Source organism: Amycolatopsis sp. YIM 10, from assembly GCF_009429145.1.
In the GTDB taxonomy this organism is placed as follows: Bacteria; Actinomycetota; Actinomycetes; order Mycobacteriales; family Pseudonocardiaceae; genus Amycolatopsis.
This window is the reverse complement of the sequence record NZ_CP045480.1, coordinates 5,644,980-5,669,898: the sequence shown is the minus strand read 5'-3', so window position 1 is coordinate 5,669,898 and position 24,919 is coordinate 5,644,980. Positions and strand designations below refer to the sequence as shown.

The window sequence follows — 24,919 nt, the reverse complement described above, 5'->3', positions numbered from 1 at the left end:
GCACGCCGGACGGCCGCGGTCATCGCCCGTCCACGTCCCGGGACGGCGGTGTGCCGTGGTCGTTGCGGCGCGTACGATCGGCCGGCTTTGTCAGTCCACAGTGGATCGAGTCGAGTCGTGGACCCGCCTGCCGAACAGCAGTGCGCCGATGCCGACCGCGCCGAACAGCAACCCGAAGACCGCGCCAGCGCCGCTGAACATGGCCACCACGGTGACAACCATCAGGCACAGGCCGACGGCCATCGTCGCCACCCCGGCCCGCACGTGCGCACTCTGTGCGATCGCGGGTGACCCGGATGTCGCAGTGCTCGCTTGGCTGGTCCCGGGTTTCGCCGGAGCCGGCGGGTGGTTGGCCTGGCGTGGTGGCGGCTGGGTGGCGGGGACCGGCCGGGAACGCGGACTGGGCACCGCCGGACGCACGGCCTCGGGCCGCGGCGAGGGAATAACCGGTGCCCCGGTCGGGGGCGTCGCTTCGGCATCGGCCCGAAAATCAGCCTCCGCGCCGGGACGGGCAGTGCCGAGTGGCGTGGGCGAGTGGTGGTTGGAAGCACGAGCCGCCCCGAGGGGAGGCGGTGGGTGCGAGTTGTCGCGGGGAGAGGTGCAGGCATCGAGTTGCGTGGGGGTGGAGAGCACCGAGGCGGCCTCGGCGATGGGCAGGACCCTGGCACCCAACTCCCGCGCGCGGCTGAGGCGGGGCTCACCGGGGGAGACGCCGTCATCGTGGATCAGGTGCGTGACCGAAGCCGTCAGCTTCCTCGCCAGTTGCACACCGGCGTCCAGTATCGCGGCGCGCAGGGCGTCCGCGGCCGGGGTCGTGCCCAGGACCAGGACGCGCCGTGGCTGGCCGGTGGGCCGCAGGTCCCGCACCACCTCGGGCACACCGAGCAGCGTCGCCAGTTGCTTCAGGTCCCGTTCCTCGGCGGCCGTCACCACACCGTCCGCCTTGGCCAGGGTGACCATGGTCTCGACAAAGTCCAGGTGGATCCGGGCCAGCACCGGGCCGGTCAGACCGGCGGCGGAGGCCTGGCCGGTCAGGATCGCGGCTTCGTCCGGCGAGAGCTTGTGGTCGGCGAAGGCGTCGGCGAGCAGACCGGCGTACGAACGTTCCAGCGCGTCACCGGTCGGCGTCGGCAGGCGTTCGACCAGGTCACCTTTCCAGCCCTGAACGCTCGGCGCGGTGTCCGCCCGTGGCCGCAACCGCCCCGGCGCGATGATCGGCAAACGGCGGAAGCGCGGCTGCTCACCCAGTGCGACCCGGTGCCTGCCGATCAGCGAAGCCAGGATCCGGCCGCACAACCGGGCGCTGCCGAGCGCGGTCTGCGAGCCGTCGCTGTCCAGGCCGAGCGCGTGCGCCACCGTGGCCGGCCGGTAGTTCGGCAACCGCAGCACGCTGCGCGCCGCGTCCAGGGTGCAGACGCCGGGCAGCATCGGCATCGGCACCCCGGCCTTGCTCAACTCGGCGGCCAGCAACCGCGTTTCGTGCGACAGGTCGTGCGTGACCAGCACGCTGCCCCGGCACAGCTCGACGAAGTTCCCGGCGATCTCACCCAGCGTGGGCGCCGGGGCCGCGCCGACGAGCGTGGACAGCTCGTCGAGCACCGTGCCGTCCGCGCGCATCCGCACCGCGGCGAATTCGACGATCCGGCCGGGCAGGCCGGTGCTGGTGAAACCGAGCGCGGTGAATTCGCCGGAATCCGCGGGAAAATGGCCTGACCTCGTCATTCTGATCGGTTTGACCAGTTCGGACATCCTGCCCACCGCCTTCCGTCGGTGGAGAGATCGAGCCCCACCGGAAAACGTGACGGCATTCCCCGCCCTGTCACCCGTTCGCGTCCGAACGGGTGACTGAGTGCAGAAATAGCTGGTCAGGCGTGGCGAACGGGTGAAGCGGCGGTGATATCGACCCGGAGCGTAACGAGAGGATGCCGCCGGACGAGGAAGTGGGGCACAAGCTCCGCGCCGCCCGGCGCGACCGAAACATTCCGAGGAACGATTCCCATGCGCACGAATCCGGGTATCCCACAGTCTTCGAAGGGCCGTCTGCCGAAATGGCTCAAGGTCACCCTGTCCGTCTTCGGGGTGTTATTCGTTATCGCCCTCATCTTCGGTGAATCGCCCGCGGACGACGCCCCACCGGCCGCCGCGCCGACGGTCACCGTCGCACCCACGACGACGACCCCCGCGAGCGCGGTCCCGCAGCCCGCCGAATACGTGGTCACCGAGGTCGGCAACGGCAACACCGTCAAGCTGACCGGCACGACGGGGGCGAAGACCGTGCGCGTCCTCGGTCTGGAAACCCCGCCGCCGACCGGCGAGAGCTGCTTCCGTGCCGAGGCCTACGAATGGGCGAAGCAGATGCTCGCCGGCAAGGAGGTGTTGGCGGTGGTGGACGACGCCAGGGACGTCGTGCTCTCGCTGGCACTGGCCGACGGCACCGACTACGTGGCCAAGGCGCTGGAAACCGGGCATGCCAAGTACGCCACCGACGTGGCGCTCGGCAGCGCCGCCGCGGGCTTGCGTTCCGCCGAATCCGCGGCCAAGGCGGCCGGGCTCGGGCTGTGGGCGGCGCCCTGCCACGGGGTGATCACCAGCGCGCCCAAGGCGGAACCCGCGCCGGTGCCCGTGCCGCAGCCCGCGCCGGTGGCACCGCCCAAGACCACCACCAAAACCACGACCAAGACCCCGCCGCCCGCCGCCGCGTACTACAAGAACTGCGACGCCGCCCGTGCCGCCGGGGCCGCGCCGCTGCACCGCGGCGACCCCGGCTACCGGGCCCAGCTCGACCGCGACGACGACGGCGTCGCCTGCGAATGATCAGGCGCGCGACCGGCCGACGTAGACGTTGCGCGCGCGGTAGAAGGTGTCGCCGGACGGCCCCGGTGCTCCCGAAGAACCCTCCATCTGCAGGTTCAGGATGATCCACATCGGCTTGTTCACGAAGTTCGCCGCCCGGTGCTGGCCGACCCAGTTGCCGTCGAGGTAGTAGTGGATGTCCGCGTCGGTGGCGCTGACCTTCGCGATCCACGCGCGGTAGGTGTGCCAGCCGCCGGGATTGCTCACGTTGACGATCGTGTTCGACCAGCCGCCACTGGCGTTCTTGTAGGTGTTGAACCAGTTCCGCGCGTCGCCCTTGTACTCGAGGATGTCGCTCTCCGGCGGCCAGCTGTTCGCACCGGTGAGCCAGAACGCGGGCCAGGTGCCGCGGGCCGACGGTGCCTGGAACTCGCCACGCACCTCCCACTGCGGGAACTGGTCGCTGATCACCACTTGCTGCTTCGCGTGCAACGCGCCGGAGTGGTAGTGGATCGGCAGGTACGGATCCTTGCTGCTGTTGCCCTCGTCCCAGGAGATCCGGCTCGCGCGGAGCACCAGCACGCCGGAACCTTCGAGATAGACGTGGTTGTGGTCGGAGGCGCTGCCGTACATCCGCGCGGTGCCGTTGTGGTCCGAACCCCAGGGATAGCGGTAGTGCCAGGCGGCTTCGAGTGCCGGATAACCGGAGAAGCTGCCGTTGAGCACCGTCTCCCAGGTGGCCGCCGCGGCCGGGCGCAAGCCGACCGCGGCGCCCAGCAGGCCGGCCGAACCGGCGATGAGGAAGCGGCGTCTGTCCGTGACCATGTCTCGACCTCTCTGTCGAACAGGCAATTCTGTCAAGCAGGCAGTTCTGCCAACGGGAAGGAAAGCGCTTTCAGACTGGCTGCGACCGTCGCGCCCGCGCAATCCGCCGGTCAGGTGTTAGCGCTCACAAAGCGCGTCACGACCGGGCCAGCCGGAAGCCGACGTCGTCCACCCGGAAGGTGGGATGGCTGCGGCGCCGGACCGAGGCGCGGCAGCTCCAGTGCTCGTCGAACCAGCCGCCGCCGCGGAGCACCCGGTAGGTGCCGTATACCTCGGCGTCGTAGACGTCCCAGCACCACTCCCACACGTTGCCGAGCGTGTCGTGCAGCCCCCACGCGTTCGGGCGCTTGCCGCCGACCTCGTGCACGCGTTCCCCGGAATTGCCGCGGTACCAGCCGATCTGGTCGATCGGGCCGTATCGCGGGCCGGTGCTGCCCGCGCGGCAGGCGTGTTCCCACTCGGCCTCGGTCGGCAGCCGGTAACCGTCGGCGCCGGTGTCCCATTCGACGTCCTCGGCGTCGGCTTCGAGGCGGTACACCGGCCTCACGCCGTCCCGCTCGGACAGTGCGTTGCAGAACCGGACGGCGTCGAGCCACGAGACGCTCTCGACGGGCAGCCGGTCGCCGCGGGCGGCGCTCGGCCGCTCGCCGGTCACCGCCGCGTACAGCTCCTGGGTCACCGGGAACGCCGAGATCCGGTAGGCCGGCAGCGCCACGGTCCAGCTGCGCTGCGTGCGCCGGTCGGACAGGGTCACCCGGCCGGGTGGGATCGCGATCATCGGCTCCACGGGCGGCGACTCTAGCGGTCGAGCCGGTGGAAGTACCGGCGCGTGCCCTGGAGCAACGCCGCGACCGCCGTCTGAGCCGGCGCCGCAAGTTGGCAACTTCGGTTGACTAGCGAGTTAGTCAACTTCGGTTGCTTACATGACTGATGAGGTTCCCGTGCCCCAGGAGCCCGGGGACGGACTGGCGGCCGTGGTGGCGTTGCGAAGGCTGGCCGATCGGCTGGAGGACGCGGCGGTCGAGCAGGCCATGCGCGCCGGCTGGAGTTGGCCGCAGGTCGCGGAGGCGCTCGGGCTCACCCGTCAAGCAGTGCACAAAAACATGCCAAGCGACTCATTGCCGCCGGAGTGAAGCTGAGGAGGCGCAACGATGACCGCGTTCGACACCTACCTCGACGCCATCATCGTGCTGGCGGAGAAAGAGGCCCGCGATGAAGGATCGGCGACGATCGAGGCGCAGCATCTCCTGCTGGCGATCGCGGGCGAGCGGGAATCCGGGACGCATGAGATCCTTTCCGCGGCCGGGGTCGACTACCGGGCGGTTCGTGACGCGCTGGACCGGGAGTTCGAGTACAGCCTGAGCACGGTCGGTGTGTCTCGTGCCGCCTTCGACTTTCCTCCGCCAACGGGCAGGTCGGCGCGGCCGAAGATGGGTGCGTCGGCCAAGCTCGTGCTGGAACGAGGCCTCGCGTCTGTGACTCGCAAGCAGGATCTGCGGCCGATGCATCTGCTGTTCGGCGTGCTGCGGGCCGAGGTGGGCACCGTGGCCCGCGCGCTCGCGATGGCAGGTATCGATCAGGTCGAGCTGAGGGCGCGCGTACTGCGTGCGCTCACCACCGAGGGCGAGTAGCGACCAGCGGCGGGCGTCTCATTCGGCGTCGGTGACCGGCGTGCTTTTTCAGAGGAAGACAAGGTCTGGCTCGTTTTTACCAGCAGGACGTCGAATGGGCGGCCTGCGGGGATGCCGCGCTGGACCAGGCGGGCGCCCAGTGTGCCGAGGTCACGGTGCCGTTGGACTACTCGATGCCGCGGGGGCGCACGATCCAGGTGGCGATCTCACGGCTCAAGGCGACCGACACCGAGAACCGGCGCGGGCCTGCAGTTCATGCTGCACATCAAAGGTGCGATGACTGCCGAGGTGTCCTCGCGCTATGACCTGATCGGCATGGATCCGAGGGGCATCGGGCGGAGCGCGGCGATCGACTGCGCGTGGCCCATCGGGCACATGCTCTGGTCGGCCGGGCTGGACAGGGCGGACTTCGACAACGCGGTACGGACTCAGGCCGATCTCGCCCGGCGGTGTGCGCGGACGGAAGGCGACAGGATCGCCCACATCACCACCCGCAACACCGCGCGGGACGTGGACGTCATCCGCGGCGCTCTGGGCGAGGCGAAGGTGTCCTACCTCGGTTACTCCTACGGCACCTATCTCGGCGCGGTCTTCACCCAGATGTTCCCGCACCGCGGCGACCGGGTCGATCAGGAAAGCGCGCCGTTCAACGAGGCCGCGCTCGACGACTGGGCGAACTGGACCGCGGCCCGCGGCGCTGAGTACCACCTCGGTGCCACCGGAGAGCAGGTGCGGGCTCTGGTCGAGGGGCCTGATCAGGCAGGCTGCCGGCTCGCCGATCCGCATCGGTGAGCACTTCCTCGACGAACGTTTCCTGCCCATGACGCTGTTCACGCTGCTGTTCGATGCCCGCTACAACGCGCACCTGTCCCAGCGGGTGCGGCAGATCGCCGACGCGTCCGCGGGAAAGCCGGTCCAGCCGACCAAGGACTTCGACGACGAGCTGCGCTTCATGCTGATTGGCCGGCCGCGGGATCCGGAATGGTACTGGCGCGAGATCCAGCGCAGCCGAGCCGATCAGCCGGTTTTTCGGGCGGACGGTCGTGCACAACAATGCCCCCGCCCTCATTCTCCAGTCCACACGCGACACCCGCACCGTCTACCGGGAAGGGGTGAACCTGCACCGGGCGATGCCCGCTTCCCGTCTGGTCACCCTGCAGGATGTGCGGATGCACGGCATCTTCGGCCGGTTGCCAACACCTGCGTGCAGAACGCGGTGAACACCTACCTCCGCGACGGCACCCTGCCCGGCACCGACATCACCTGCCACGCGGACCGAGTGGCGGAGTCGGAACCATTCGGCGGGGCTTGTGTCAGATGCTCACTCCCGCCCATCTCCGGTGGGTGGACACTCGAGCTGGGTGAGCTCCGGGTGGACGATGCGCTGTCGCCGCCATTCTCACCGGCGACGGTTGCCTGGTAGCCGGGCCGCCCTGTTCGGTCAGTGCTATGGGGTCCGCCGAACATGGTGGTCGACCGAAACTGGTCCCGGTGGCCACTCGCGCGCAGGCTGGGTGCCATGAGAAGCAGGACCGCCGAGACCTCGGCGACCGGAACGCCCGGGTGGTCGCTCGGAGTGCACTGCCGCGGCCAGGGAAAGCCGGTCGTGCTGCTGCACGGCCTCCTCACCGACAGCCGGGTGTGGGATCCGCTCGTCGACGAGTTGGCGCGCGACCACCTGACCATCGCCGTGGACGCGCCGGGGCACGGGCAGTCCCCGCCGCGGGAAGCCGCGTACACCCTCGAACAGGAGGTGGCGGCGACCGCCGCGCGCTACCGGTCCCTGTGCGGCGACCGTCCGGCGATTTGGATCGGACACTCCATGGGAGGAATGAAAGCGCTGCGCCTCGCCCTCGCGCACCCGGCACTGGCTCGCGGGCTGGTGCTGATCTCCACGCAACCCTACGCGGAACCGGTGAACACGGCGCGCCCGTTCGAGGCCATGGTGGAAACGGTGCTGGAGCACGGGATGAGCGCCGACCTCGCGCAGATGATCGCCCGGCTGAACTTCGCACCCCGGTTCCGCGGCAGCCAGGGCGGGCAGAACTGGGAGCGCCACTTCACCACGCTCACCGGGCCGGGCATCGCGCAGGCGTGCTACTCGGTCTACCGCCGCGGTGATCTCTCGGACCGGCTGGCTGAACTCCGCCTGCCCGTTCTGGTCATCCACGGGCAGGCGGACGTGCCGATCCGGATCCGGGTCGCGCGGCAGTACGCGGCCGCGCTGCCCGATGCCAGACTGGTCGAGTTGCCCGGGGTCGGGCACACGCCGCCGTGCGAGAACCCGGGTGAGGTGCGGCGCGCCGTCCGGGCTTTCGTCGACGTGGTGCCCGGCTGACCGCGGCTTCAGATCGGCTGTTCGATAAGCCCTTCCTTCAACGCGATGGCGACCGCGAGCGTCCGGTTCGGGCTGTTCAGCTTCGCCAGCACGTTGGCCACGTGCCGCTTCGCCCCGTGCTCGGAAACGCCGAGTTTGCGGGCGATCTGCTTGTTGCTCAGCCCCTCGGCGAGCAACGTCAGTGCCTGGTGCTCCCTCGGCGTGAGCAGGACGGGCCGCGTGCCGTTGCTCCGGCCGGTCTTGCGGACGCGGGAGAGCAGTTGCCGGGTCATGGTCTCCGGCATGGCGAGGTCGCCGTTGGACACCTTCTGCAGCGCGTCGTCCAGCTTCTCCGTGGTCAGCTCGTTCTGCAGCAGGAAGCCGTCGGCGGGCAGCGTGGTGGCCTCGGCGAGGTCCTCCTGATCGGTGCTGGTGAGCACGAACAGGACCTTCGCCCCGCTGGTGGAGCACTCGAGAGCCAGCTCCCGCAGGGGTTCGTCGGCGTGCTCGGCGGAGGGCAGGATCACCACGTCCACCGAGTCGGCACGGGTGCGGATCGCCGCGCGGTGGGGCGGCTCGCTGAGCACCCGGCCCACCGTGGGCAGTGCGTGGAGCATGGTGCTGAGGCCGGTCTTCACCATTTCATTCGGAGTGGCCACCAGTACAGTCACCGGCTGCAGATACGGTTCGGGGTGCGGAGATCTGGGCGCGGGTAATTCTCGCATCGGGTGGTACCTCCGGTCTTCGTGCGACGCTGTGGATTCCTGTCGTTCGACTTCTGTTGAACTGTCGGCCAGTACAACTGACCGGCGCGCAGTTCTGGAAGTTTGCGGAAAAGATGTGCAGTCTTACCGCCCGCACGACGTACCCCCGAGTATTCGTCGAGCTCGCAGACGCTGCACCAACAGCGGCAGGCGACCGTCCGCACCTGCAGATTCGGAAATCGTCGTGCGTTTGCTTGATTAGGTGTCCGGCGGTCACTCATGGACGCGCCTTGGTGCCACCCCCCAACAGGCCGTTCTACTAGACAGCGCTAGTAGAAGCTTCAAGGTAACCAAGTGGCGAGGGGTGTGCAATGGCCCAATCAGTGTAACGATCGCCGGGGAACCCTTGATCACAGCATTGCCGGAGGTATTCGCTCCGGGCGGTGGCAGAGTGTCGAACTGATCGATTCGGCACGCCGATCGGCGTGGCCGAACGGCCACTATTCCACGGTGTGTTGACGGCTTCGCAGCGCTACCTCGATAGATCTTTTGGCCGACGCGGAGCCGGCCGGATAATTCCCGCGAAGCCGACGGGAAGCGGGGACGGTGCGTTATGCGAGCTGCGCGGTGGGTGACCGGCCGGGCGGAAATTTCCATACCGGAAGCAATTCACCGGCAACCGGCGGGCAGATCGCTCACTTTTGTCGATGGCGCATTGCGGCCGAGCACACTGACCCTGCCGGAACTGGCCGACCGAGCGGTATTGGTCGCCGGTGCGCTGGCCGCCGCCGGGGTGCGCCAGGGCGATCGGGTTTGCCTTTATTCGCCGACTTCACTGCGAATGCTCGTAACGCTCTTCGGAATCTGGCGGCTCGGCGCGGTCCCGGTGGTGCTCGCCGTTTCGCCGAGAGACGGCGCCGAACGCGACGCCGTTTCGCTCCGCGGCCGGATCCAAGCGTGCCGTCCCGCCTGCCTGGTGGCCGAGGACGACGCCGCCGGCGTGCTGGCGGCCCGGCTGCCTGTCCCGGTCCGGGCGCTGAGCGAGCTGACCGTGCCCGGTGCGGCGGTTCCGCCGGTGCCGGACGCGGATCAGTTCGGCCTGCTCCAGTTCACCTCCGGCACCACGGGCGCCGCGAAAGCCGTGCCGGTCACTCACGGACAGCTCGTCGGCAACGTCCGCCGGTGCATGGACGCGCTGGGGCTGGAGCCGGGTGAGCGCTACGTGAGCTGGCTGCCCTTCTTCCACGACATGGGGATCGTCTCGGTGACCGGGCTGCTCGCCAACGGGCTCGACGTGGTCGTGCTCGCCACCGGGACGTTCGTCCGGCAGCCGGCGTCCTGGCTGGACACAGTGAGCCGGTACCGGGCGGCGGTCACCTCGGGGCCCAATTCGGCCTACCGGCTGGCCGCGCGGGCGCAGCGGCTGCGCCCGCGCCCGCTCGACCTGTCGGGGCTGCGGGTGGCGATCAACGGGGCGGAACCGGTGACCACGGCGATGATCGAGGAGTCGCTCCCGGTGTTCGTGGCCGCCGGAATGCGCCCCGAAGCGCTGTGCCCGACCTACGGCATGGCGGAAACCACGCTCGTGGTGACGGCCGCGGATCCGCGGGAGCCCATCCGGCTGTCGCCCCCGCCGCCGGCACCGCCGGCCACCGGGCTGGCGCGTCCCGATCGCGCCCTGCCGTCCTGCGGCAGGCCGCTCGCGGACACCGAGGTGGTGATCAGGACGGAGGAGGGGGTGGACCTGCCGGAGGGTGCGGTCGGCGAGCTCCACGTGCGCGGACCGGGGGTGCTTGACCGCTACTGGGACGCCCGGGAGAGCGCGAAATCGGCGGACGGCTGGTTCGCCACCGGCGATCTCGGCTTTCTCGAAGACGGTGAACTCTACGTCTGCGGGCGGATCAAGGACATGATCATCGTGGGCGGGCGCAACCTGTACGCCGAGGACTACGAAACCGTGGCCGAACAGGTGGCCGGCGTGCGCGCCGGCAACGTGATCGCTTTCGCGCTGCCGGACGAGGAACGCATGGTGGTGGTCGCCGAGGGCAACGGCGGCGCCGGAGCGCTGCCGTCGATCGGCGCCGCCCTGTTCGACCACCTGCGGCGCACCGTCGAGCACGCGCCGCACGAGGTGGTCATGGTCAAGGCGGGCACGCTGCCCAAGACCACCTCGGGCAAGCGCCAGCGCCGGCTCTGCCGCGATCGGTACACCGCCGGTGAACTCGCCGTCGCGCACGCCGTCCGGTGACCGCCGTGCTCACGGCTCGTCGATGAACCCGCTCGCCGCCGTCGCGGCCAGGCCGACCAGCTCGTCGGTGGCACGGACGTAGCGCAGCAGGGTGGGCAGGTGACCGGTGACCGCGAGGTCCCCGTCGAGCATGCTCTCGATCGGATCGATCTTGCCGCCGATCACGTCCTTCCACCGCGAATACGGTGCCTGGATGATGAAAGCCGCCGTCCGGCCCTCCGCCTCCGGTACGCCGTAGTCCGCCGAAAGGCACTTGCCGTCGGCGAACTCCGTCTTGCACCAGATGTCCCGCGGGACCCCGTTGTCCGGTTCCGCCTCGAAGACGAACGAGATATCGGCGGCGAAGGTGCGCGCGGCCGCTTCGAAGTCCGCCGATTCGTTGATCTTCGCGACGTACACTTCAAGCCATTCCCGGCTCGGAAAAACCGCCATCGCTCCTCCAGTGCGTCCGACGTCTGTGCGTACCGACCTAAGGCCGACGGCGGGCGAAGTCGAAGCCCCGGGCGGCTTGCCGTCCGCGTGACGTGGATGGGGACCTCGTCCGGCTACCCGGCCGGGTACCGGGTGGTCCGCACCAAGGGGGCGGTTGATCTGCTCTCGCCGCACCGGGCGGTCCGGGCCAGGCTGAACCGGTGTCGGCCATCGATGTGCAGGAACTCGGCAAGGTCTACCCGGACGGTACCGCCGCTCTCGACGGCCTGACCTTTGTGGTCCAGCCGGGCGAGATCTTCGGTTACCTCGGCCGCAACGGCGCCGGGAAGACGACCACGGTGCGCGTGCTGGCCACACTCACCAGGCCGAGCTCCGGGCGCGCGAGCGTGCTCGGCTTCGATCTGACCAGCCACCGCGACGAGGTGCGCCGCCACGTCGGGCTGTCGCTGCAGCAGGCGGCGCTGGACGAGCTGATGACCGGCCGGGAACACCTGGAACTGGCGACCACGTTGCACCGGATCACCGGCGCGGCGGGCAGGCGGCGCGTGGACGGGCTGCTGGAGCAGTTCGGCCTGACCGGTGTCGCGAGCAAGCTGGTGGCCACCTACACCGTCGGCATGAGGCGGCGGCTGGACACCGCGATGGCACTGGTGCACGAACCGGGACTGCTCTTCCTCGACGAGCCCACCACCGGGCTCGATCCCCAGAGCAGGCGGGCGCTGTGGGACTTCGTCCGCGATTACCGGGCCGGCGGGGGCACGGTCTTCCTCACCACCCAGTACCTCGACGAGGCGGACGAGCTGTGCGACCGGATCGCCATCCTCGGGCAGGGCCGGATCGCGGTACTGGACACGCCGAGAGGGCTCAAGCACGGCATCGGCGGACGGGTGCTGACCGTGCTCGGGGCCACCGCCGAGGAACGCGGCGCACTGGCCGGGTTGTTCGGCGCCGACCGGCTTCGCGAGTCCGGGAACCGTTGTGAGGTCGACCTTTCCGCCCGTGAGGACGAGCTGCCGGAACTGCTCGCCGAACTGCGCGACCGGGGCCTTGCCCCGTCGCGGCTGGCGCTGTCCGAACCGACGATCGAAGACGTGTTCGTGCGGCTCACCGGAGACCGGGTGGACAGCGGCACCACCAGCGGGACGGCCGCGGGCGTCGCCGCGATCGGCCGCACCATCGTGACGAAGCGGGAGGGCGGGCGATGAACGGGGCCGTGGTACCGGGAACTGTCGCGCTGTTGCGCCGGAACCTGCGGGAAGGCGTGCGCAGCCCGGTCATCGCGTTCATCTTCCCGGTGCTCTTCCCGCTGTTCCTGATCACCCTGGTCGCTTCCAGCTACGAGCGGATGGCCTTCATCCCCGGGTTCCCCGTGCGGCCGTACGCCGCGTACATGGCACCGGGACTGCTGCTGTTCACCGGCATGATGGGTTCCGGGTACTCGGCCACGGCGCTCATGCTGGACGCGCAGACCGGCTTCCTGGACCGGCTCCGCCTGCAACCGGTGCGGCCGCTGTCGATCCTGCTCTCCCGCCTGCTCTTCGACGCGATCAGGGTGATCCCCGCGGTGGCCGTGGTGCTGGTGGTCAGCGTGGTGCTCGGCGCCCGGATCGACCACGGCTGGCTCGGCGTGCTCGGCCTGCTGGTGTTCTGCTGCGTGTGGTCGGTGGCCTACGGCGGGTTGTTCTACGTGGTCGCGCTGCGCACGGGCAACCCGCAGGCCCCGCTGGCCATGGCACCGCTGTCGGTGCTGCTGTTGTTCGCCAGCCCGGCGGCGGCGCCGCCGTTCCTGCTGCAGGACTGGCTGGAGACGGTGTCGGCGTGGAATCCGTTCACCTACGTCATCGAGGGACTGCGCGCGCTGATGACCGGCCCGCTGGAGGGTTCGACGGACACCGCGCTGCTGCGGGCCGGACTCGTCCTGCTCGTGCTCACCGTGCTGACCCAGCTCATCGTGGTGCCGAGCTTCCGGCGGCTGGTCGAGGACTGACCCGGTGATGCGGCTGTTCTGCTTCCCGCACGCCGGCGGCACCGGCACGCTCTACCGCTCGTGGGCCGCGCCGCTCGCGTTCCGCGCGGAAGTGCGCGTCGTGTCCTGCGAAGCGGCCGGCGAACTCACCGAGATGGCCAGGAGTTGCGCGGACCGGCTGGCGGACGTCGCGGACGGGGCGATGTTCTTCGGGCACAGCATGGGCGCGCTGGTGGCGTTCGAGACCATTCGCCTGCTCCGCCGCGCCGGCCGGCGCGGCCCCGGGCTGCTGTTCGCCTCCGGTCACGTGGCTCCGCACCTGCCCAGCCCCGGCCGGGAGCTGCACGCGCTGCCCCGGGCGGAGTTCTGGGCCGAGGTCCGGCGACTCGGGGGCACTCCGGACGAGCTGGCCGAAGACGCCGAACTGCGACTGGCCGTCGAAGACAGGTTGCGGGCCGAGTTCCGCGCCGCGGAGACCTACCGGTACACGGCGGGCCAGCCGCTGGACTGCGACGTGGTGGCGCTGGCCGGTACGGAGGACGAGCGCGCACCGGCCGACGGGGTCGCCGCCTGGCGGCTGCACACCACCGGCGGCTTCGCCGTGCACGAGTTCACCGGCGGGCACTTCTTCCTGACCGAGCGGACCGCGGCGGTGCTCGACCTGATCGACCGGGCCGGTGTCCCGCGCTGAAGAACCCGCCAGAGGCGCGGAAGAGGATGGGGTAAGTCCTCTTCCGCGCCTCCGTGGGGTGCGCCAGTTCAGACCTGGGGGGTGCGGGAGACCAGGTCGTAACCGGCTTCGACGCGGTAGGTGCCCTTGTTGCCGCCACCGCGGTCGACATTGACGTCCGCGCTGCGGACGAGTTTCAGGTAGAGGCCGTCCTCCACGTCGAACCAGGCGTCGGCCACCGCCGAGCCATCGAGGCCGTCGCCGTTGACGAAGCTGTCGATCTGCACCCGGTGGGCGGGTCTCGGCACGCCCTCCACGGTGATCGTCTCCTGGCCGAGGTACTTGATCACGATCCTGGCCCGGTTGCCGTGGGCCACGCAGACGGTCTCCTCCTTGCCGCCCGCCTTGGTCGCGTTCCCGCCGACCTGGATCATCGCCGGGTCGCAGCGGTGTGTCTCGTCGCCTTCGATGCCGGCGAAGCTCACCTTCTGCATGTGCGCCAGGCACAGGTACTCGCCGGGGGCGCTGCACTGCCGGTGTGCGTCCTGGTGCTCGCTGATCGGGGTGAAGTACAGCTCCCAGACGCAGCCGCCGGCGGGGTGCACGGTGGCGTGGGTGAGCGGGGGGAACGGCCGCTGGTAGCTGTCGCCGTTGTAGATGATCGAGTCCTGGCCCGTGGTGCGGTAGGAGTACACGCCGCCCTTCGGCACGGTGAACCCGCCCACCTCCGGCCGCGCGGCCACGGGCAGGGCCGTCTGCCCGATGTCGTCGCGGAGCGCTCCGGGGTTCGCGCGGTACGCGGCGAGCGCCATCTCCAGTGTGACGGGCGTGCCGACCGGCGAGATGGCCTGGGTACGGGTCGAGATCACGAAGATCCCGGCCGCGACCAGCACGGCGGCCAGTGGCAGGAGACTGAGCAGCCGCCTGCGCTTGCGCTGCCCGTGCGGCGGAGGTCTCATCGGTTTGCTCCTCGTCGGCAGACGTCGGGTCACCTGTAATCGGAGCACCGCGACCGCTCCGGGGTGGAGCCCGGCCAACCCGCCAGATGGACCGACCACGTCGCACGGCCCGGATGGCCACCCCCGACCGTGCCAAGCCGGAGAGGTGTTCTCGTACCGCTATCGAGGCTTTGGCGCCCGTGCACGCGTGGGAAAGAGTCCGAACCCCGTGTGCCCACGGCGCGCCGCGCCCCGGTGGATGAAGGTGATTGGAATGCACTCGACGGAAACCGAGTCGGCCACCACGCCCGTGCTCGGCCGAGCCGCCTTGCTGGCGCTCGCACCCGGAGATCGGGCCGAGGCGCTGGCGGACTACCTCCGCGAGCGGTACGGGCAGGTGACCCGGCGCCCGGCGCCCGCCGACCCGGACGAACCACTCTTCCTGGAATCCTTGCAGGCCACCGAACTCCAACTGATGTTCGAAGCCGAACTGGGCGTCGCCCTTTCGCTGGCCGAGCTGGCCGAGACACCGTCGACCCGTGACATCGCGGAACTGCTCGCCGGTGAACTGGAATCCGGGAACGAGGCCGCCGAACCGCTGCCGGTGGTGGTGCCGGATCCGGAGCGGCGGTTCGAGCCGTTCGGGTTGACCGATGTGCAGCATGCTTATTGGCTGGGGCGTTCGGGCTTGTTCGAGCTGGGTGACGTTTCCACCCACGTCTACGCCCAGTTCGAGTCGGCGGACTTCGAGTTGGAGCGCGCCAATCGTGCGCTGTCAGTGCTGGTCGAGCGGCACGACATGTTGCGGGCGGTGGTTCGTGCGGATGGGCGGCAGCAGGTTGTGGTTGATGCGCCGCCGGTGGGTTTTGGCTGGGAGGATCTTTCGGGTCTTGGTGTGGATGAGGCGTGGGCGCGGGTGGCGGAGGTGCGGGATCGGTTGTCGCACGAGGTGCGGCCGTCGGATCGGTTTCCGTTGTTCGAGTTCGTGGCGCAGCGGTTGCCGGATGGCCGGGCGCGGGTGCACCTGAGCCTGGACCTGCTCATCGCGGACGCCATTTCGATCCAGGTGCTCTTCGGTGAATGGTCGCGGTTGTACACCGACCCGGAATCCGTGCTGCCGCCCGTCGGCCTGACCTTCCGGGATTATCTGGCGGCGGTGGAGTGCCTTGGTCAGGGGCCGGGTTATGAGCGGGCCAGGGAGTACTGGATGGCGCGGATCCACACCTTGCCGCCCGCCCCGGAACTGCCCACGGTGCCGCCGGTCGCCGGCACGCCCACCCGGTTCACCCGAAGGCAGTTCGTGCTGGGGCCGACGAATGCGGCTCGGCTGGCCGAGATCGGCGAATCCTACGGTGTCACTCCGTCGGTGGTGTTGTGTGGGGCGTTTGCGGAGGTGTTGGGGGTGTGGTCGAAGGGGTCTCGGTTCACGGTGAATGTGACGGTGGGGGATCGGTTGCCGGTGCATTCGGGGGTGGATGGTGTGGTGGGTGATTTCACGGGGTTGGTGTTGTTGGAGGTGGATTCGCGGTCGGCGGGGAGTTTTGGTGGGCGGGTGCGGGTGTTGCAGGAGCGGTTGTGGCGGGATTTGGAGCATCGTGCGTTTGGTGGGGTGCGGGTGTTGCGTGAGTTGGCGAGGGCGCATGGTGTCGCGCGTGGGTCGATGCCGATCGTGTTCACCAGCATGCTGGGCCGTGACATGCCGGGCGCGCCCGGAGTGGGCTTCGCCGGGCTCGGTGCGGTGACCGAGGTCATCTCGCAGACCCCGCAGGTACACATCGATCTGCAGGCGTACGAACAGGCCGGCTCGCTGGTGGTCAGCTGGGACTCGGTGGACGAGTTGTTCGCCGACGGCGTGCTGGACGAGATGTTCCGGGCTTTCGGCGACCTGGTGGAACGGCTGGCCGGTTCCGCGGAGACGTGGGAACTGCCCGGGCGGCTGGTGACGGTTCCGGCTCCGCCGGAGCCATCGCTGCCCGAGCCGGTGCTGCCGCCGATCGAATTCCCTGATTCCCCGCCGACTTCCGGCTGCGTTTCGGAATTGCCTTACGGTGGTGGTTTTTTGGATGGTTTGGTGTTGTGGCGTGCGGTGGGTTTGGGTGGGGTTGATGCGGTGGTGTGGTCGTCGGGGGTGTTGTCGTTTGGGGATTTGGTGGTGTTGTCGCGTCGGGTGGGGTGGCGTTTGCGGGGTTTGGGTGTGGGTGTTGGTGATTTGGTGGGGGTGTGTTTGCCGAAGGGGTGGGAGCAGGTGGTGTCGGTGTTGGGGGTGTTGGGTGTGGGTGCTGGTTTTGTGCCGGTTGATCCGGGGTGGCCGGTGGGTCGGCGGGATTATGTGTGGGGTGTGACGGGGGTGGGTGTGGTGTTGTCGTCGTCGGTGGTGGTGGATTCTGGGGTGGTTTTTCCGGAGGGTGTTGTGGTGGTTTTGGTGGATGGTGTGGGGGATTGGGTTGGGGTGTCGGAGGGTGTTTTGCCGGTGGTGGGGAGGTCGGTGTCGGATGTGGCGTATGTGATTTTCACGTCGGGTTCGACGGGGGTGCCGAAGGGTGTGGCGGTGGATCATCGGGGTGCGGTGAATACGGTGGTTGATGTGTGTGGCCGGTGGGGTGTGGGTGTGGGTGATGCGGTGTTGGGTGTGTCGTCGTTGAGTTTTGATTTGTCGGTGTGGGATGTGTTTGGGGTGTTGGGTTTTGGGGGTCGGTTGGTGTTGCCGGATGGGGGTGGGGTGGATCCGGGGCATTGGTTGGATTTGGTTCGTCGTTTTGGGGTGACGGTGTGGAATTCGGTTCCGGCGTTGTTTGAGTTGTTTGTGGAGTGGTGTGGTCGTGTTGGTGGTGTGGTGGGTTTGCGGTTGGTGTTGTTGTCGGGGGATTGGATTCCGGTGTCGTTGCCGGGTCGGGCGTGGTCGGTTTTGGGTTCGGGGGTGGAGTTGGTGAGTTTGGGTGGTGCGACGGAGGCGTCGATTTGGTCGATTTGTTTTCCGATTGTGGGGGTGGATTCGGGGTGGTCGAGTGTTCCGTATGGGGTGGCGTTGGGTGGGCAGTCGGTTTATGTGTTGGATGAGTGGTTGGAGCGGTGTCCGGTGTGGGTGGCTGGGGAGTTGTTTATTGGTGGGGTTGGGGTGGCGTTGGGGTATTGGGGTGATGCGGAGCGGACGGCGGGTTCGTTTGTGGTGCATCCGGTTTCTGGGGAGCGGTTGTATCGGACTGGGGATGTGGGTCGGTATTTGCCGGATGGGGTGATCGAGTTTTTGGGTCGTGAGGATTTTCAGGTGAAGGTGGGTGGTTTTCGTATTGAGTTGGGTGAGGTGGAGGTGGTGTTGGGGGAGTATCCGGGGGTGTCGTCGGTGGTGGTGGTTGCGGTGGGTGATCCGCGGGGGAGTCGTCGTTTGGTGGCGTATGTGGTGGGTGTGGGTGTGGATGGGGTTGGTTTGCGGGAGTGGGCGCGGGAGCGGTTGCCGGAGTACATGGTTCCTTCGGCGGTGGTGTTGGTGGATGGGTTGCCGTTGACGGGGAATGGGAAGGTGGATCGGGCGGCGTTGCCGGATCCGGATCGTGTGGTGGTGGGGCGGGAGTTTGTGGAGCCGCGGAGTCCGGGTGAGGTGGTGTTGGCGCGGGTGTGGTGTGGTTTGCTCAATCGTGATCGGATCAGTACCGGGGATAATGTGTTCGAGCTCGGTGCGGATTCGTTGCTGGCGTTACGCGCGACCGCGGCCATCGATGGTCATGGCCTGCGCTTGAGCCTGCGCGATATTTTCGACAACCCCACCATCGCCGCCCAAGCACAGGCCGCGCAGGCGACCCGAGAGTCCGACCTGCCGGCGGTGGTGCCGGATCCGGAGCGGCGGTTCGAGCCGTTCGGGTTGACCGATGTGCAGCATGCCTATTGGCTGGGGCGTTCGGGCCTGTTCGAACTGGGTGATGTTTCCACCCATCTCTACCTGGAACTGGAATCGGCGGACTTCGACCTCGATCGGGCCGATCGCGTTCTCGAATCGTTGGTCGAGCGGCACGACATGTTGCGGGCGGTGGTTCGTGCGGATGGGCGGCAGCAGGTTGTGGTTGATGCGCCGCCGGTGGGTTTTGGCTGGGAGGATCTTTCGGGTCTTGGTGTGGATGAGGCGTGGGCGCGGGTGGCGGAGGTGCGGGATCGGTTGTCGCACGAGGTGCGGCCGTCGGATCGGTTTCCGTTGTTCGAGTTCGTGGCGCAGCGGTTGCCGGATGGCCGGGCGCGGGTGCACCTGAGCCTGGACCTGCTCATCGCGGACGCCAGCTCCGTGCAGATCCTGCTGACCGAGTTCGCGCGGTTGTACGCCGATCCGGATCTCGAACTGCCTCCGGTGGGGCTGACCTTCCGGGATTATCTGGCGGCGGTGGAGTGCCTTGGTCAGGGGCCGGGTTATGAGCGGGCCAAGGAGTACTGGATGGCGCGGATCCACACGCTGCCGCCGGCTCCGGATCTTCCGGTGCGCACGTTGCCCGATGGTCCGACCAGGTTCGTCCGCAACCAGTTCCGGCTCGATGCTTCGCGCTGGGAGCGGATCAAGGCCAAGGCCCACACGCTCGGTGTCACTCCGTCGGTGGTGTTGTGTGGGGCGTTTGCGGAGGTGTTGGGGGTGTGGTCGAAGGGGTCTCGGTTCACGGTGAATGTGACGGTGGGGGATCGGTTGCCGGTGCATTCGGGGGTGGATGGTGTGGTGGGTGATTTCACGGGGTTGGTGTTGTTGGAGGTGGATTCGCGGTCGGCGGGGAGTTTTGGTGGGCGGGTGCGGGTGTTGCAGGAGCGGTTGTGGCGGGATTTGGAGCATCGTGCGTTTGGTGGGGTGCGGGTGTTGCGTGAGTTGGCGAGGGCGCATGGTGTCGCGCGTGGGTCGATGCCGATCGTGTTCACCAGCGTCCTCGGCCGCGAGATGCCAGGAGACTCCAGTGGCGCCCTGCCCGGGCTCGGCCGCTTGGTGGACGGGGTCTCCCAGACTCCCCAGCTCCACCTGGACCACCAGGTCTTCGAGATCGCCGGCGAACTGGTGGTGAGCTGGGACTCGGTGGACGGCCTGTTCGCCGACGGTGTGGTGGACGGCATGTTCGGCGCTTTCCGTGATTTCGTCGAACGCCTCGCCGAGGACGACCTGTGGGCACAGGAGGGTCGCTTGGTCGCGGTCCCGCCGCTCCCGCCCACCCCGGATCTCCTCCCGCCGGCGGCCCCGGATGTGCCTGAACTGCCCTGGGAGCCGGAACCCGTGCCGTCCTCCGCGCTGACCGTTCCCGGCCCGGGCGCGGCGGGTTCGCCCGCCGGCTCGCCGCGGTCCGCGGGCGCCGAGCTGGTCCCCGTCGCGGATTCGAGTTCGGAACTGCGGCAGGTCTCGGTTTCGGATTTGTTCTTCGGTGGTGGTTTTTTGGATGGTTTGGTGTTGTGGCGTGCGGTGGGTTTGGGTGGGGTTGATGCGGTGGTGTGGTCGTCGGGGGTGTTGTCGTTTGGGGATTTGGTGGTGTTGTCGCGTCGGGTGGGGTGGCGTTTGCGGGGTTTGGGTGTGGGTGTTGGTGATTTGGTGGGGGTGTGTTTGCCGAAGGGGTGGGAGCAGGTGGTGTCGGTGTTGGGGGTGTTGGGTGTGGGTGCTGGTTTTGTGCCGGTTGATCCGGGGTGGCCGGTGGGTCGGCGGGATTATGTGTGGGGTGTGACGGGGGTGGGTGTGGTGTTGTCGTCGTCGGTGGTGGTGGATTCTGGGGTGGTTTTTCCGGAGGGTGTTGTGGTGGTTTTGGTGGATGGTGTGGGGGATTGGGTTGGGGTGTCGGAGGGTGTTTTGCCGGTGGTGGGGAGGTCGGTGTCGGATGTGGCGTATGTGATTTTCACGTCGGGTTCGACGGGGGTGCCGAAGGGTGTGGCGGTGGATCATCGGGGTGCGGTGAATACGGTGGTTGATGTGTGTGGCCGGTGGGGTGTGGGTGTGGGTGATGCGGTGTTGGGTGTGTCGTCGTTGAGTTTTGATTTGTCGGTGTGGGATGTGTTTGGGGTGTTGGGTTTTGGGGGTCGGTTGGTGTTGCCGGATGGGGGTGGGGTGGATCCGGGGCATTGGTTGGATTTGGTTCGTCGTTTTGGGGTGACGGTGTGGAATTCGGTTCCGGCGTTGTTTGAGTTGTTTGTGGAGTGGTGTGGTCGTGTTGGTGGTGTGGTGGGTTTGCGGTTGGTGTTGTTGTCGGGGGATTGGATTCCGGTGTCGTTGCCGGGTCGGGCGTGGTCGGTTTTGGGTTCGGGGGTGGAGTTGGTGAGTTTGGGTGGTGCGACGGAGGCGTCGATTTGGTCGATTTGTTTTCCGATTGTGGGGGTGGATTCGGGGTGGTCGAGTGTTCCGTATGGGGTGGCGTTGGGTGGGCAGTCGGTTTATGTGTTGGATGAGTGGTTGGAGCGGTGTCCGGTGTGGGTGGCTGGGGAGTTGTTTATTGGTGGGGTTGGGGTGGCGTTGGGGTATTGGGGTGATGCGGAGCGGACGGCGGGTTCGTTTGTGGTGCATCCGGTTTCTGGGGAGCGGTTGTATCGGACTGGGGATGTGGGTCGGTATTTGCCGGATGGGGTGATCGAGTTTTTGGGTCGTGAGGATTTTCAGGTGAAGGTGGGTGGTTTTCGTATTGAGTTGGGTGAGGTGGAGGTGGTGTTGGGGGAGTATCCGGGGGTGTCGTCGGTGGTGGTGGTTGCGGTGGGTGATCCGCGGGGGAGTCGTCGTTTGGTGGCGTATGTGGTGGGTGTGGGTGTGGATGGGGTTGGTTTGCGGGAGTGGGCGCGGGAGCGGTTGCCGGAGTACATGGTTCCTTCGGCGGTGGTGTTGGTGGATGGGTTGCCGTTGACGGGGAATGGGAAGGTGGATCGGGCGGCGTTGCCGGATCCGGATCGTGTGGTGGTGGGGCGGGAGTTTGTGGAGCCGCGGAGTCCGGGTGAGGTGGTGTTGGCGCGGGTGTGGTGTGGTTTGCTCAATCGTGATCGGATCAGTACCGGGGATAATGTGTTCGAGCTCGGTGCGGATTCGTTGCTGGCGTTACGCGCGACCGCGGCCATCGATGGTCATGGCCTGCGCTTGAGCCTGCGCGATATTTTCGACAACCCCACCATCGCCGCCCAGGCCGAAGTCGCCCGGATCTCGACCGTCGACTACGACGCGGCGGACCCGGTCGGTCCCAGCGGGATGACCCCGTCCCAGCGGTGGTTCCTCAGCCAGGACCTGCCCGAGCGGCACCACTGGAACGACGCTTCCTTCCTGCTCGCCCTGCAACGCCCGCTCGACGTGCCCACGCTGGAGGCGGCGCTGGCCAGGATCATCGCCCACCACGACGCCCTGCGCATGCGCTTCACCGGTGAACCGTGGCGGGCGGAAGTGATCCCGGCGGAACCGGCCGAGCCCTTGCCGTTCAGCATCCACGATCTGTCCGGATCGGACGGTCCGGCGCAGAAGCGGGCCACCGTCGAGATCAGCGACCGGCTCCAGGCATCACTGGACCTGGCGCACGGCCCCCTGCTGCGGGTCGCCTACTTCGACATGGGTACCCGGCCGCACTGCGTGCTGTTCCTCGCGCACTGGCTGGTGGTCGACCACTACTCGGGCCGGGTGGTGCTCGAGGACCTGATGGGCTGCTACGAGCAACTGCTCGCCGGCGGCCAGGCCGAGTTGCCCGCGAAGACGACCTCCTTCCGCGAATGGACGCGCCTGCTCGCCGAGTACGCACACAGCCCGGAGGTGGCCGGTGAACTGGAGTACTGGACGGCACCGGAACGGCGGAACGCGGACAGGCCGGCGGTCGACCACCACACCGGCGATAACGACCTGCCGTCACTGAAGAACGTCGTGCTCCGGCTGGGGTACCGGGAAACCGAAGCACTGGTCAGCGAGCTGCCCAAGGCCACCGGTGCGGATGTCTCCGAAGCCCTCTGCGCCGTCCTGCTCCGCACCCTGCCGGTCGCCGACCCGGGAAGTGCCGGGCGCAGGCGGCTGCTGGTCGACCTCGAACGGCACGGCAGGGACATCGCGGTGGGCGAGGTGAACCTCAGCCGGACCGTCGGCCGGTTCTCCACGCTCATCCCCAGCCTGCTGGACCTCGACCTGTCGATCCCCGTCGACGAAGCGGTGGCCGAGGTGCACCGGCAACTCGGCGAGATGCCGGGGCGCGGGGCGGGCCACGGCCTGCTGCGCTACCTCGGCGACGGCGCCGAAGCGTTGGCGGCGATGCCCGCCCCCGACGTCGGGGTGAACTACCTGGGACGGGTCGACGAGGCGTTCCTGCGCAGCGACCTTCTCAGCGTGCCGCGAATGTCCTACGGCACCCCGCGCAGCTCGGTCGGCAGGCGGTTCCGGCTGATCGACGTGGTCGGCTACGTGGTGGCGGGCCGGTTGACGCTGACCATCGGGTACAGCACCAACCGGCACGATCCCCGCACGATCGACCAGTTCGTGTCCGCCTTCGAGGAGCAGCTCACGCAGCTCGCCACCCGGCTGGCCGAGCTGGATCAGGAGTTGTAGAGCAGGACCAGGCCACCGGCGGTGTAGGCCAGCATGCAGGCGAAGACCGGCAACTGCGCCCGCACCGCCACGTGGCCGGGGAACAGCCGGACAGCTCGGTCGTGTGCCGCGACCACGCCGAGCACGTGCCCGGTGAGCACCGCACCGACCTGGATGACCGACATGAGCGCGGGCGGCACCGAGGTACCGGCCCCGGCCAGGTGCGTCGCGTGCTGGCCGTGCCCGGCCGCGAAGTGGTAGACCAGCTGCAACTCGGAGATGAACACCGAAAGGTAGTGCGCCAGCACGTAACCGACCGCGATCGGCAGCACGGAGTGCGCGAGCCGGCCCGCCACCGCCGGTCGGCCCGCGAGCACCCCGGACAGAGCGGCCGACCCGGTGAAGGTGAGCGCGACGACGGCCAGCACGCCGAGCAGTCCCAGGGTGCCGGTCCAGGCCGTCGGCTCCAGGGACTTCCACCAGGAGCCGTTGCTCAAGCTGTCGTAGGCGGTGGCGGCCAGCAGCACAGCGACCACGGCAACCAGGCTCTTCGACGGGCGGAGCGCGGCGAGATTGATGAACGGGTTGCGGAGGACGACCCTGCCGTCGGCCCGCCGTGCCCACGGGGACAGGCGGGCCAGCAATGCCGAGTACACCTCGAAGGCGTCGGCGTGAGCGAACCACTCACTGCCGAACACCATCCCGGCCACGAGGTGGATGAGACCGTACGCCGAGAACCAGGTGACCAGCGCGCCGGCGGTCAACCGGTCGGGGCTGACCAGTTCCAGCCAGGCGAAGGCGAGCAGGCCCGCCGCCGCCGGCCAGTAGCCGAGCCACCGCGGCAGGGTGGCGAAACCCTGCTCCGGCGCACGTCGCAGCAGACGGGCGAGCACGGCCTGCACGGTCCGGAGCGGGTTGAGGGCGCGCCACACCGGCCCGAAGATGATCGAGGCGGGCACCAGCCCCACCCAGAACACGACGTAGACCAGGCTGAGCGCGAGATTGCCCGCCCCGGGCCGGTCGAGCACGGCCACCGCCGCCGTTCCGCCGACGAGGACAAGACCCAGCGAACGGAGCAGCCAGCGCGTCACCGCGGAATCGGCCACACGGGCCAGCGCGGCGGGAACCGGCCGCCCGGGCGAGTCCTGGTCGAACCGGGAGCGATGCCGCCTCAACCGCATCGCCTCGAACGAGGCGTAGAGCGCCGCGCCGCCGGCGACCAGGGCGTACGACAGCGGAATCGGTCCGTCTCGGTGACCGACCACGTGCGCGAGGAACATCGGATCACTCACCGGGCCAGCCTGCTGTCCCGGTCCGGCGCGGCGGAACCCTCCACCGGACCGCCGAGCACGGTGGCCGTTCCCCACGCCGGGCCCTGCCCGATCGGCCACTCCGATCGGGGGCGGCCCCGTGGGCTTCGCCCCGCCCGCAGGCCGGTGCGAAGGTCGGTGGCGACGCAGTCGATCCCCACAGAGGTGACCCCCGCCATGGCTCGTACCCCGAACACCCGGGTGATCGTGTACCTGGGCATCGTCGTGTACCTGCTCGGCCAGGCGTTCGACACCTATTGGCATCAGCGCAACGTCTCCTTCGTGCCGGAGCCGCCGAGCGAGCTCTGGCGCATTCACGCCGGCATCTACGGCGGCGCGGTGATCCTCACCCTCGCCGGGGTCTGGCTGGCTCTTCGGCCAGGGGGCCGGGTGACCGGTCTCCTGCTCGTCGCCGGTGGCCTGACGCAGCTCACCGGGTTCTTCGGGGACATGTGGCTGCACGCGCGCGGTGAGTCGATCGACTTCTGGCACGACCTGGTGTGGTACGGGCTGGCCGTGATCGTGATTGGAGTGGTTCGGATGGAAGCGCTCAACCGGAACCGACCGGAACCGGCCGAGGCCGGCTGACCGCCGTGGCCCCCGTATCCCGGA

At 68.5% G+C, this 24,919-nt stretch carries 21 protein-coding genes; 13 read left to right on the top strand and 8 right to left on the bottom strand.

Annotated elements, in window-relative coordinates:
- Nucleotides 1-90: 90 nt before the first annotated feature.
- A complete protein-coding gene (locus YIM_RS26905; protein WP_153032983.1) occupies nt 91-1,749 on the bottom strand; it encodes a 3'-5' exonuclease in 1,659 nt (552 codons plus the stop codon).
- A gap of 249 nt (nt 1,750-1,998) precedes the next feature.
- Between YIM_RS26905 and YIM_RS49355 the strand changes: the two genes are divergently transcribed.
- Nucleotides 1,999-2,814, top strand: coding sequence for a thermonuclease family protein (locus YIM_RS49355; protein WP_228004043.1), 816 nt, complete (start codon nt 1,999-2,001; stop codon nt 2,812-2,814).
- Here YIM_RS49355 and YIM_RS26895 read toward each other — a convergent pair whose 3' ends face one another.
- Nucleotides 2,815-3,618, bottom strand: coding sequence for a family 16 glycosylhydrolase (locus YIM_RS26895; protein WP_153032982.1), 804 nt, complete (start codon nt 3,616-3,618; stop codon nt 2,815-2,817). It lies immediately after the preceding gene.
- A gap of 136 nt (nt 3,619-3,754) precedes the next feature.
- Nucleotides 3,755-4,396, bottom strand: a complete 642-nt coding sequence (locus tag YIM_RS26890; protein WP_153037275.1) for a formylglycine-generating enzyme family protein — start codon at nt 4,394-4,396, stop codon at nt 3,755-3,757.
- Nucleotides 4,397-4,541: 145 nt separating this feature from the next.
- On the opposite strand from YIM_RS26890, the gene YIM_RS26885 reads away from it, so the two are divergent.
- The 6 genes from YIM_RS26885 (at nt 4,542) to YIM_RS26870 (ending at nt 7,587) form a co-directional block, all read left to right on the top strand.
- Nucleotides 4,542-4,751: a helix-turn-helix domain-containing protein gene (locus YIM_RS26885; protein ID WP_228004042.1), complete on the top strand. Its 210-nt coding sequence runs from the start codon at nt 4,542-4,544 to the stop codon at nt 4,749-4,751.
- Nucleotides 4,752-4,769: 18 nt separating this feature from the next.
- Nucleotides 4,770-5,249 (top strand): Clp protease N-terminal domain-containing protein, encoded by a 480-nt coding sequence (locus YIM_RS26880; protein ID WP_153032981.1) that lies wholly within the window; start codon nt 4,770-4,772, stop codon nt 5,247-5,249.
- Between the two features lie 276 nt (nt 5,250-5,525).
- Nucleotides 5,526-6,041, top strand: a complete 516-nt coding sequence (locus YIM_RS49350) for an alpha/beta fold hydrolase (RefSeq protein WP_228004041.1) — start codon at nt 5,526-5,528, stop codon at nt 6,039-6,041.
- A gap of 251 nt (nt 6,042-6,292) precedes the next feature.
- Nucleotides 6,293-6,469, top strand: a complete 177-nt coding sequence (locus YIM_RS49725) for an alpha/beta hydrolase (RefSeq protein WP_255462689.1) — start codon at nt 6,293-6,295, stop codon at nt 6,467-6,469.
- Entirely contained in the window at nt 6,454-6,672 is a 219-nt protein-coding gene (locus YIM_RS50110) for a hypothetical protein (RefSeq protein ID WP_370468888.1), read from the top strand. Before YIM_RS49725 ends, YIM_RS50110 begins: the two co-directional genes overlap by 16 nt.
- A 96-nt stretch (nt 6,673-6,768) precedes the next feature.
- Nucleotides 6,769-7,587 carry an alpha/beta fold hydrolase gene (locus YIM_RS26870; protein WP_194239760.1) on the top strand — a complete coding sequence of 273 codons (819 nt, stop codon included), beginning with the start codon at nt 6,769-6,771 and terminating at the stop codon, nt 7,585-7,587.
- An 8-nt stretch (nt 7,588-7,595) separates the two neighbouring features.
- Here YIM_RS26870 and YIM_RS26865 read toward each other — a convergent pair whose 3' ends face one another.
- Entirely contained in the window at nt 7,596-8,225 is a 630-nt protein-coding gene (locus YIM_RS26865; protein ID WP_194239759.1) for a response regulator transcription factor, read from the bottom strand.
- A 760-nt stretch (nt 8,226-8,985) separates the two neighbouring features.
- On the opposite strand from YIM_RS26865, the gene YIM_RS26860 reads away from it, so the two are divergent.
- Nucleotides 8,986-10,518, top strand: a complete 1,533-nt coding sequence (locus YIM_RS26860) for an AMP-binding protein (RefSeq protein WP_194239758.1) — start codon at nt 8,986-8,988, stop codon at nt 10,516-10,518.
- A 9-nt stretch (nt 10,519-10,527) separates the two neighbouring features.
- On the opposite strand, the gene YIM_RS26855 is transcribed toward YIM_RS26860, so the two are convergent.
- Nucleotides 10,528-10,950, bottom strand: a complete 423-nt coding sequence (locus tag YIM_RS26855; protein WP_153032977.1) for an SCP2 sterol-binding domain-containing protein — start codon at nt 10,948-10,950, stop codon at nt 10,528-10,530.
- 200 nt (nt 10,951-11,150) lie between these two features.
- On the opposite strand from YIM_RS26855, the gene YIM_RS26850 reads away from it, so the two are divergent.
- From YIM_RS26850 to YIM_RS26840, 3 genes are read left to right on the top strand one after another with little or no spacing between them, the layout of a single operon-like run.
- Nucleotides 11,151-12,155 carry an ATP-binding cassette domain-containing protein gene (locus tag YIM_RS26850; RefSeq protein WP_153032976.1) on the top strand — a complete coding sequence of 335 codons (1,005 nt, stop codon included), beginning with the start codon at nt 11,151-11,153 and terminating at the stop codon, nt 12,153-12,155.
- The gene (locus tag YIM_RS26845; protein WP_153032975.1) at nt 12,152-12,937 is read left to right on the top strand and encodes an ABC transporter permease; all 786 of its coding nucleotides are present in this window, start codon (nt 12,152-12,154) and stop codon (nt 12,935-12,937) included. The genes YIM_RS26850 and YIM_RS26845 overlap by 4 nt, the downstream gene beginning before the upstream one ends.
- 7 nt (nt 12,938-12,944) lie before the next feature.
- Nucleotides 12,945-13,607: a thioesterase II family protein gene (locus YIM_RS26840; protein ID WP_228005031.1), complete on the top strand. Its 663-nt coding sequence runs from the start codon at nt 12,945-12,947 to the stop codon at nt 13,605-13,607.
- Between the two features lie 68 nt (nt 13,608-13,675).
- Here the strand turns inward: YIM_RS26840 and YIM_RS26835 are convergent, their stop codons facing one another.
- Nucleotides 13,676-14,545 (bottom strand): hypothetical protein, encoded by an 870-nt coding sequence (locus YIM_RS26835; RefSeq protein WP_194239757.1) that lies wholly within the window; start codon nt 14,543-14,545, stop codon nt 13,676-13,678.
- 253 nt (nt 14,546-14,798) lie between these two features.
- Here YIM_RS26835 and YIM_RS49845 point away from each other — a divergent pair, with 253 nt between their 5' ends.
- On the top strand, nt 14,799-23,018 hold the full coding sequence (locus tag YIM_RS49845) for a non-ribosomal peptide synthetase (protein ID WP_194239756.1): 8,220 nt from the start codon (nt 14,799-14,801) through the stop codon (nt 23,016-23,018).
- Here YIM_RS49845 and YIM_RS26825 read toward each other — a convergent pair.
- Together YIM_RS26825 and YIM_RS26820 are read right to left on the bottom strand one after the other, a co-directional pair.
- Nucleotides 23,006-24,289, bottom strand: a complete 1,284-nt coding sequence (locus YIM_RS26825; protein ID WP_153032971.1) for a hypothetical protein — start codon at nt 24,287-24,289, stop codon at nt 23,006-23,008. The two genes, YIM_RS49845 and YIM_RS26825, sit on opposite strands and share 13 nt — an antisense overlap.
- Nucleotides 24,286-24,486: a hypothetical protein gene (locus YIM_RS26820; RefSeq protein ID WP_153032970.1), complete on the bottom strand. Its 201-nt coding sequence runs from the start codon at nt 24,484-24,486 to the stop codon at nt 24,286-24,288. Before YIM_RS26820 ends, YIM_RS26825 begins: the two co-directional genes overlap by 4 nt.
- On the opposite strand from YIM_RS26820, the gene YIM_RS26815 reads away from it, so the two are divergent.
- Nucleotides 24,485-24,895, top strand: coding sequence for a hypothetical protein (locus YIM_RS26815; RefSeq protein WP_153032969.1), 411 nt, complete (start codon nt 24,485-24,487; stop codon nt 24,893-24,895). The genes YIM_RS26820 and YIM_RS26815 overlap by 2 nt on opposite strands.
- Nucleotides 24,896-24,919 lie beyond the last annotated feature (24 nt).